Annotated in this window: 11 protein-coding genes; 9 read left to right on the plus strand and 2 right to left on the minus strand. The window is 67.2% G+C overall.

Annotated elements, in window-relative coordinates; all coding sequences use genetic code 11:
* On the minus strand, positions 1-431 hold a 431-nt coding region (locus ACR2JA_RS08725; protein WP_434008703.1), incomplete at its 3' end, for an exodeoxyribonuclease VII large subunit.
* A gap of 390 nt (positions 432-821) precedes the next feature.
* On the opposite strand from ACR2JA_RS08725, the gene ACR2JA_RS08730 reads away from it, so the two are divergent.
* From ACR2JA_RS08730 to adk, 6 genes are all read left to right on the plus strand, one after another.
* On the plus strand, positions 822-1,463 hold the full coding sequence (locus tag ACR2JA_RS08730; RefSeq protein WP_434008704.1) for a MotA/TolQ/ExbB proton channel family protein: 642 nt from the start codon (positions 822-824) through the stop codon (positions 1,461-1,463).
* 20 nt (positions 1,464-1,483) lie between these two features.
* Positions 1,484-1,906: an ExbD/TolR family protein gene (locus ACR2JA_RS08735; RefSeq protein WP_434008705.1), complete on the plus strand. Its 423-nt coding sequence runs from the start codon at positions 1,484-1,486 to the stop codon at positions 1,904-1,906.
* Between the two features lie 22 nt (positions 1,907-1,928).
* Positions 1,929-2,972 (plus strand): tetraacyldisaccharide 4'-kinase, encoded by a 1,044-nt coding sequence (gene lpxK, locus ACR2JA_RS08740; RefSeq protein WP_434008706.1) that lies wholly within the window; start codon positions 1,929-1,931, stop codon positions 2,970-2,972.
* A gap of 25 nt (positions 2,973-2,997) precedes the next feature.
* Positions 2,998-3,204 (plus strand): Trm112 family protein, encoded by a 207-nt coding sequence (locus ACR2JA_RS08745; protein WP_434008707.1) that lies wholly within the window; start codon positions 2,998-3,000, stop codon positions 3,202-3,204.
* Positions 3,201-3,971, plus strand: coding sequence for a 3-deoxy-manno-octulosonate cytidylyltransferase (gene kdsB, locus ACR2JA_RS08750; protein ID WP_434008708.1), 771 nt, complete (start codon positions 3,201-3,203; stop codon positions 3,969-3,971). The genes ACR2JA_RS08745 and kdsB overlap by 4 nt, the downstream gene beginning before the upstream one ends.
* A gap of 147 nt (positions 3,972-4,118) precedes the next feature.
* Positions 4,119-4,775, plus strand: a complete 657-nt coding sequence (adk, locus tag ACR2JA_RS08755; RefSeq protein ID WP_434008709.1) for an adenylate kinase — start codon at positions 4,119-4,121, stop codon at positions 4,773-4,775.
* 79 nt (positions 4,776-4,854) lie between these two features.
* On the opposite strand, the gene ACR2JA_RS08760 is transcribed toward adk, so the two are convergent.
* Positions 4,855-5,835 (minus strand): asparaginase, encoded by a 981-nt coding sequence (locus ACR2JA_RS08760; RefSeq protein WP_434008710.1) that lies wholly within the window; start codon positions 5,833-5,835, stop codon positions 4,855-4,857.
* Positions 5,836-5,955: 120 nt separating this feature from the next.
* Here ACR2JA_RS08760 and lexA point away from each other — a divergent pair, with 120 nt between their 5' ends.
* The 3 genes from lexA to ACR2JA_RS08775 all read left to right on the plus strand — a co-directional run bounded on the left by lexA (position 5,956) and on the right by ACR2JA_RS08775 (position 8,285).
* Positions 5,956-6,642 (plus strand): transcriptional repressor LexA, encoded by a 687-nt coding sequence (gene lexA / locus ACR2JA_RS08765; RefSeq protein WP_434008711.1) that lies wholly within the window; start codon positions 5,956-5,958, stop codon positions 6,640-6,642.
* A 110-nt stretch (positions 6,643-6,752) separates the two neighbouring features.
* Complete coding sequence (locus ACR2JA_RS08770) at positions 6,753-7,163, plus strand: hypothetical protein (protein WP_434008712.1); 411 nt, start codon at positions 6,753-6,755, stop codon at positions 7,161-7,163.
* 114 nt (positions 7,164-7,277) lie between these two features.
* Complete coding sequence (locus tag ACR2JA_RS08775; RefSeq protein WP_434008713.1) at positions 7,278-8,285, plus strand: D-2-hydroxyacid dehydrogenase family protein; 1,008 nt, start codon at positions 7,278-7,280, stop codon at positions 8,283-8,285.
* Positions 8,286-8,379: the final 94 nt, after the last annotated feature.

An 8,379-nucleotide genomic window follows, 5' to 3' on the forward strand; every position in this document is an offset into this window, starting at 1 on the left:
GCCGTGACCACGTCGCGCAAAGCGGCTGCCCCCAGCGAGGTGACCACGCCGATGCTGCGCGGTTGCGCCGGGAGGGGGCGCTTGCGGGCGCTGTCGAACAGGCCTTCGGCCTCCAGCTGCGCTTTGAGTTTCAGAAACTGCTCGAACAGGTTGCCCTGCCCCGCCGGCTTGAGGCGGTCCACGATCAACTGCAGGTCGCCCCGCGGGCCGTAAACGTCCAGCTTGCCGAGCGCCTCGACCACCATGCCATCACGCGGCGCGAAGTTCAGCTGTTCGGCCGAGCGGCGGAACAGCGCACAGCGCAGCTGGCCGGCGTCGTCCTTGAGCGTGAAGTAGCAGTGCCCGCTGGCCGCGCGCGAAAAGCCCGAAAGCTCGCCGCGCACCGTGACCGGGTTGAAGCGCGCGGACAGACTGTCCGCGATGGCGCGCATGAGCGGCCCAACCGCCCAGACAGGCCGCGCCGCAGCGGCCTGCACAGCGCCCAATGGCTCAGCCACGGGCTTCTCCGGGGTAAATGTGTCCACACACCGCGCCGTTGCAGGGTTTGCCCGTTGCAACGTCAAGCGGCGCAAGGCGTCGCAGACAAGCCCTTGATTTCAAAGCGTTTTGCACTGCCTGTTTTGTCATCGAAGTGTTGGAAGCGAGATTCCGTGCGGTCCGGCGCGCGTTGCACACCCGGTTCTTCACAAAGTTATCCACAGAATCTGTGCACCGCTGAACGCGGCCCGGCGGTGGCCCGGAAAAGACGCCCAAGGGGCCTGCGCCATAATCCCGGCATCGCACCGCGCCGCCCGCTGGCGGCCCCCGTCTGGAGCCCTGATTTGCTATCCATCATACAAGCGGCCGGCTGGCCGATCTGGCCCCTGATCGCCTGCTCCGTGCTGGGCCTGGCGCTGATCATTGAGCGTTTCATCAGCCTCAAGACCGCCAAAATCGTGCCGCCCAAGCTGTTGGACGAAGCCATCATGGTCTCGCGCGGCGGCGTGCCCGCCGCGGACGTGGTCAAGCAGCTGGAACAGAACTCGGTGCTCGGCGAGGTGCTGGCGACCGGTTTTCGCACCCTCAGCAGCAACCCGCGCGCCAGCGACGAGGACCTGCGGGCAAACCTCGAAGGCGCAGGCCGCCAGGCCGCAGCCAAGCTGCAGTGCTACCTCGGCGCCCTCGCCACCATCGCCTCTGCCGCCCCGCTGCTGGGCCTGCTGGGCACGGTCATCGGCATGATCGAGATCTTCGGCTCGCAAGGTGTGGACGGCGGCATGGGCACGGTCTCGGGCGGTGGCAACCCGTCCCAGCTGGCGCACGGCATCTCGATCGCGCTCTACAACACTGCCTTTGGCCTGATCGTCGCCATCCCTGCACTGATCTTCTGGCGGTATTTCCGTGCCCGGGTGGACGATTACCTGCTGTCCATGGAACTGGCGGCCGAGCGCTTTGCCCGCCACCTCGCCACCCTGCGCCGCTGATCGATCCGGAGGACGCCGCCATGAACTTCCGACCCGGCAACCGCGATGAGCCCGAGATCAACCTGATCCCCTTCATCGACGTCCTGCTGGTGGTGCTGATCTTTCTGATGCTCACCACCACCTACAGCAAGTTCACCGAGCTGCAGGTCAACCTGCCGGTGGCCGACGCCGAACAGCAGCGGACCAACCCCAAGGAAGTGGTGGTGGCCGTGGGCAGCGACGGGCGCTACGCGATCAACCGGGAAGTGCTCGAAGGTGCCGGCGTGGACACGCTGACCAACGCGCTGGCCCGCGCCGCGCAGGACAGCAAGGAGGTGGTGGTGATCATCAGCGCCGACGCCGCCGCCACCCACCAGTCGGTCATCAACGTCATGGACGCGGCGCGGCGTGCCGGCCTGGTGCAGGTGACGTTTGCCACCCAGCAGGCGGGCGGCAAGTCCTGACCACCTTGTCAGCCCTCGACCGATGAGCCCGGCCCGCTGGCAAGCCGTGTGGTCGCGGCGAGGGCCTATCGCCTGGCTGCTCTGGCCCGCTTCCCTGCTGTACGGCGCGCTGGGCGAGCTGCGCCGCGCGCTCTACCGCGCTGGCGTGCTGACCATGCACCGCCTGCCGGTGCCGGTCGTGGTGGTGGGCAACATGGTGGTCGGTGGGGCGGGCAAGACGCCCACCGTGATCGCCCTCGTCCGCCACCTGCAGGCCCAAGGCTGGCACCCGGGTGTCGTCTCGCGCGGCTACGGGCGTGTGGGCGACGGGGTGCTGGCAGTGGAGGACGGCACGCCCGCCAGCGAATGTGGGGACGAGCCCGCACTGATCCACCGCAGCACCCGGACGCCAGTGTTCGTCGCTCCGCGGCGCGTGGATGCGGCGCTGGCGCTGCTGGCCCAACACCCTGAGGTCAACCTGCTGCTGTGCGACGACGGCCTGCAGCACCTGGCATTGGGACGTGACCTGTCCATCGCCGTGTTCGACGAGCGTGGCAGCGGCAACGGCTGGCAATTGCCCGCCGGGCTGCTGCGCGAACCCTGGCCGTCCGCTCCCGGCGACCGCTTCGCCCCCGATCTGCTGCTGCGCCAGCGGCGCGACGAGGTGACCGGCGCGCCCCTGGCGGTTCCGCCCGGCATGCCCGCGTTTGAAGCCCGGCGCCGGCTGGCGGACCACGCGGTCAACCGGCACGGGCAGCGGGTGGCGCTGGCCGAGCTGGCCCAGCAACCACTGACCGCAGTGGCCGGCATCGCCCGCCCCGAGGTGTTCTTCGACATGCTGCGCGAACGCGGCCTGCCACTACAGCGTGCCATTCCGATGGCCGACCATGCCCGGGCGCAGGACTACGCCGCGCTGGAGCTGGCCAGCGAGGTGACCGTGGTCTGCACCGAAAAAGACGCGGTCAAGCTCTTTGAACAGCTGCCGCCCGGCGCGGCGGCCTGGGCCGTGCCACTGGACATGACACCGGAACCAGCGTTCTGGACCACGTTCGACACGCTGCTGGCCCAGCGCGTGGCCCGCCGCTGACCCTGGCCGCACTATCATCGCCCGCATGGACACCAAACTGCTAGAACTGCTGGTCTGCCCCGTCACCAAAGGGCCGCTGATTTACCAACGCGACACCCAGGAACTGCTTTCGCGCAGCGCGCGGCTGGCCTATCCCATCCGCGACGGCATTCCCATCCTGCTGGAACACGAGGCCCGCCCGCTGACCGAGGAAGAAGCGGCCCGCCCGAGCGCACCGCCCACCGCTCCATGAGCCAGGGCTTCACGGTCCTGATCCCGGCGCGCATGGCGTCCAGCCGGCTGCCCGACAAGCCGCTGGCCGACATCGCAGGCCTGCCCATGGTCGTGCGCGTGGCACAACGCGCCGCGCAAAGCCGCGCCGCCCGCTGCGTGGTGGCGGCCGACGACGCGCGCATCGTGCAGGCCTGTGAAGCGCACAGCGTGCCGGTGCTGCTCACCCGCACCGACCACGCATCGGGCAGCGACCGCCTGGCCGAAGCCTGCACCCTGCTCGGCTTGCCCGATGACGCGGTGGTGGTCAACGTGCAAGGTGACGAGCCCCTGATCGAACCCAGCCTCATCAATGCCGTGGCCAGCGAGTTGACCCAGCGCACGGATTGCGTGATGAGCACTGCGGCCCACGCCATCGACCGGATGGACGACTTCCTCAACCCCAACGTGGTCAAGGTGGTGCTGGACCGGCAGCACACCGCGCTGTACTTCAGCCGCGCACCCATCGCCTGGTGGCGCGACGGCATGGCCGACGCTGCCCAGCGGCACACCCTGCCCTCACCCGCACCGCTGCGGCACATCGGCATTTACGGCTACCGTGCCGGCTTCCTGCGCCAGTTCCCGGCGCTGTCCGTGGCACCGCTGGAGCAGACCGAGTCGCTCGAACAGCTGCGCGTGCTCTGGCACGGCCAGCGCATCGCAGTGCACCTGAGCGCGCAGACGCCTAGCGCGGGCGTGGACACCCCCGAAGACCTGGCCCGCGTGCGGGCGCTGCTGGCGTCCGCCTGACCAGGCTTGCATGCCGATCGGGCCCCGCCTGTAAGGATGGGCCCGGGGGACGCGTGCTATCCTCAAACGAAGCCTTTTGCACGCCTGTGGCGGGGCAGCCGCCGAGACAAGCGGCCCATCCATTGAAACTCTGAAACAAGGACAACGATGCGACTGATTCTCCTGGGTGCTCCCGGTGCCGGCAAAGGCACGCAAGCCACCTTCATCTGCCAGAAATATGGCATTCCGCAAATCTCGACCGGCGACATGCTGCGCGCCGCCGTCAAGGCCGGTACGCCGCTGGGCCTGCAGGCCAAGGCCGTGATGGAAGCCGGGGGTCTGGTCAGCGACGACCTGATCATCAACCTGGTCAAGGAACGCATCGCCCAGGCCGACTGCGCCAACGGCTTCCTGTTCGACGGTTTCCCGCGCACCATTCCCCAGGCCGATGCCATGAAGGCCGCCGGCGTGAAGCTGGACTACGTGCTGGAGATCGACGTGCCGTTCGACGCCATCATCGAGCGCATGAGCGGGCGCCGCTCGCACCCGGCCTCGGGTCGCACGTACCACGTCAAGTTCAACCCGCCCAAGGTCGAAGGTCATGACGACGTGACCGGCGAACCGCTGATCCAGCGCGAGGACGACAAGGAAGAAACCGTCAAGAAGCGCCTGGAGGTCTACAGCGCCCAGACCCGGCCGCTGGTGGACTACTACAGCAACTGGGCCAAGCAGGACGCGGCCGCCGCGCCAAAGTACCGCGCCATCAGCGGCATGGGCTCGGTGGACGACATCACGACCCGCGCCTTCGACGCGCTGTCCAAGTAAACCGCTGTTTCACCGACACAAAAGCCCGGCGCTGCCGGGCTTTTTTGCGTCCAGACCTTGCCACCGCCAGGGTGCCGGATCACATCCCCATCAGTTCCAGAGCCAGCGCGATGCGCGCCTTGGCGGGCGACAGCCCCTGCGTGTCGGCCAGAGCGCCGGCCACGCCGGGGATCACGCGCCCACGGGCGCAGCGGCTGCTGCGGCGCACCACCACACCGCGACTGACGGCTTCCTGCAACGCGGCCTCCAGCGCCTGGTGCAGCGTGCCATTGCCCGTACCGGCCACCACCAGACCCTGCGGCATGGCCTCCGGGTGCGCGTCTCCGTAGGCCAGCAACGCCAACACCTGCACCCCATCGGCATCGGCGTGGCTGGTCAGCCAGTGCACCCGTGGCAGAGCCGTCGCCTGCTGCAGACGCTGCAGCCGTTGCGCATCAAAGGGTGTCTCGGTGCCCGGACGATCCGGAAGGTGCAACCAGCGCACCCGCCCCTCCTCCACCAGGCCCAAGGGCCCCGCATCACCCGAATCGAAAGCGTCCACCCGGTAGGTGTGCACCTTGGTCACGTGCTCGGCCGCGTGGACGCTGCCCGCGCACACCGCCAACACCCCGTGGGCCTGCGGATCGCCGGCCACCGTCACCGCGTCCAGCAGGTTCTGCGGTCCGTCGGGCACGAGCGCGGTGGAGGGTCGCATCGCGCAGGTCAGCACCACAGGCTTGGTCGGGCTCAACACGGCCCGCAAAAAGAAGGCGGTCTCCTCCAGCGTATCGGTGCCATGGGTGATGACCACGCCCGCCACATCCTCACGGGCCAGGTGGTGCGCCACCCGCTCTGCCAGTCGTTGCCAGACGGCTAAACCCATGTCCTTGCTGTCAATCTGGGCCACCTGCTCGACCTCCAGCGGCAGCCCAGCCAACGGCGGCACCGCCGCGATCAGGTCCTGAGCACTCACCTGGCCCGCCACGTAGCCCACGTTGTCGCCTGCTCGGGCGGCGCGCCCCGCGATCGTGCCGCCCGTCCCCAGGATCACCCGCCGCAACGGTGTTTTTGCATCAGCCACTTGCCAAGCCTCCAAAACTGGTCAAAAATACAGGTACTGGATAAGAAAACAGTTGAACAGATAACCAGCAAGTCTGCACATGTCGGTACGCTGGTTCACCCATTGTCCACGAGGCCCTTCATGATCGACTCGCCCCTGTTTCCGCCCAAGCTCACCGCCCGCCAGCAGCAGATTCTGGAGCTGATCCAGAGCGCCATCGCTCGCACCGGTGCGCCGCCCACCCGGGCCGAGATCGCCAGCGAACTGGGCTTCAAATCGGCCAACGCGGCCGAAGAACATCTGCAGGCCTTGGCGCGCAAAGGCGTGATCGAGTTGGTCAGCGGCACCTCGCGCGGTATCCGGCTGCGCAGTGCAGACCTGCAGTCCATCAACGAGGCCCGCGGCCGGCAGATGGGTCTGCCGATCCCGGGGCTGGCTCAGCTGGTGCTGCCGCTGGTCGGTCGCGTGGCTGCAGGCTCCCCCATCCTCGCGCAGGAACATGTGGACCAGACGTACCACGTCGAACGCAGCCTGTTCCAGCGCACGCCCGACTACCTGTTGCGCGTGCGCGGCATGTCCATGCGCGACGTCGGCATCATGGACGGCGACCTGCTGGCCGTGCAATCCACCAAAGAGGCCAAAAATGGACAGATCGTGGTGGCCCGCCTGGGAGACGACGTGACGGTCAAGCGCTTCATGCGCCGGCAAGACCAGATCGAGTTGCACGCCGAAAACCCGGACTACAAGACCATCCTGGTCGCCCCCGGTGAACCCTTTGAAATTGAAGGGCTCGCGGTGGGCCTCATCCGCAACAGTTTCCAGATCTGACCCCATCCCGGGTCTGCGTCGCCGGTGCGGGTGGCGGGCGGTTGGCAGCTGGCGTGTGCACGCCGGGCTGTCACATCCCTGCGCTGGTGGCTTTCATCTCAATCCTGCCTGTGTCCAACCCCTTTTTGGAGTTTCACATGGGAATCCTCATCCAACGCAACACCTGGCGCGCGCCGCTGCAACTCATCGACAGCTGGCTGCCCCAGCCGCCGGCATCCTCGGCACGTCACCAGCTCAGCTGGGTTGCCCAGCGCTTCGCCCGCGCCGGCTGGCTCGGACGCTCTGCGGCAGTGACCTCTTCGCCAGCATCACCCAGCACCTGCCACGTGGCTGCCAAACCATTGCAATCCGCCCATCTTCACCGCACGGTTTCGGTTCGGGTCGTCCACGCCACGAAAGCCCATGGCGGCGACGCGCGTGCCGACACCCGTGTCGTGCTCTCGGGCCGCATCGCCGACGTGTGCGCCGAACTCGAGCGGCTGGCGGACCTGGAACCCGGCTTCAGCACCGCGCAGCACTGACCACGAGGGTCACCAAGCGACACACGATCGGTCCGAGACCATCGACACCGCCGCGCCATGTTGGCGCGGTGCCGCGGCACGGTGGAGCCGGGTGTTGCGGGCACAATAGTGGCCATGAACATCGTGATCCTTGATGACTATCAGGACGCCGTCCGCAAGCTGCGCTGCGCCGAAAAACTCGAACCCTACCCTGCCAAGGTCTTCACCAACACCGTCAAGGGCGTGGGGCAGTTGTCGGTGCGCCTGCGCGATGCGGACGTGCTGGTGCTCATCCGGGAGCGCACACCGATCCACCGGCAATTGGTGGAGAAGCTGCCGCGCCTCAAACTGATCGCCCAGACCGGCCGCATCGGCCCTCACATCGACGTGCAGGCCTGCACAGAGCGGGGCATCGCCGTGTGCGAGGGCACCAGCTCTCCGGTGTCCACGGCAGAACTGACCTGGTCGCTGATCATGGCTTCGATGCGCCGCATACCCCAGTATGTGGCCAACCTCAAGCACGGCGCGTGGCAACAGTCCGGCCTCAAGGCCGCCTCCATGCCGGTGAACTTCGGGCTGGGCATGGTGTTGCACGGCAAGACCCTGGGCATCTGGAGCTACGGCCGCATCGGCAAACTGGTCGCCGCTTATGGGCGCGCCTTTGACATGCAGGTGCTGGTCTGGTGCAGCGAAGAGACCCGGGCGCGCGCACACGCGGATGGACACACCGTCGCCGAGAACCGCGAACAACTGTTCGAACAATCCGATGTGCTGTCCCTGCACCTGCGGCTGGGCGAGACCAATGCGGGTTGTGTCACGCTGGACGATCTGGCGCGCATGAAGCCCACGTCGCTGCTGGTGAACACATCGCGTGCCGAACTGATCGAGCCCGAGGCCTTGCTGGCCGCGCTGAACCGTGGCCGCCCCGGCATGGCCGCGATCGATGTGTTCGAGTCCGAACCCATCCTGCAAGGACACGCCCTGTTGCGTTTGGAGAACTGCATCTGCACACCCCACATCGGTTATGTGGAGCAGGAGAACTACGAAACGCTGTTCTCCGCGGCTTTTGACAACGTCGTCAACTTCATCAAAGGCACCCCCACCAACATCGTCAACCCTGGCGCCTTGCAAGTGCGCCGCTGAGGTTGGTACGAAAGGTCAATCGCCCAATGAAATATCGCCGGTTGATCCGGCGCTTTTACATTGGGGAAGGCACTTCGTCAGATCTTTTTGACGG

It is taken from the genome of Hydrogenophaga sp. (assembly GCF_051007235.1).
In the GTDB taxonomy this organism is placed as follows: Bacteria; Pseudomonadota; Gammaproteobacteria; order Burkholderiales; family Burkholderiaceae_C; genus Hydrogenophaga.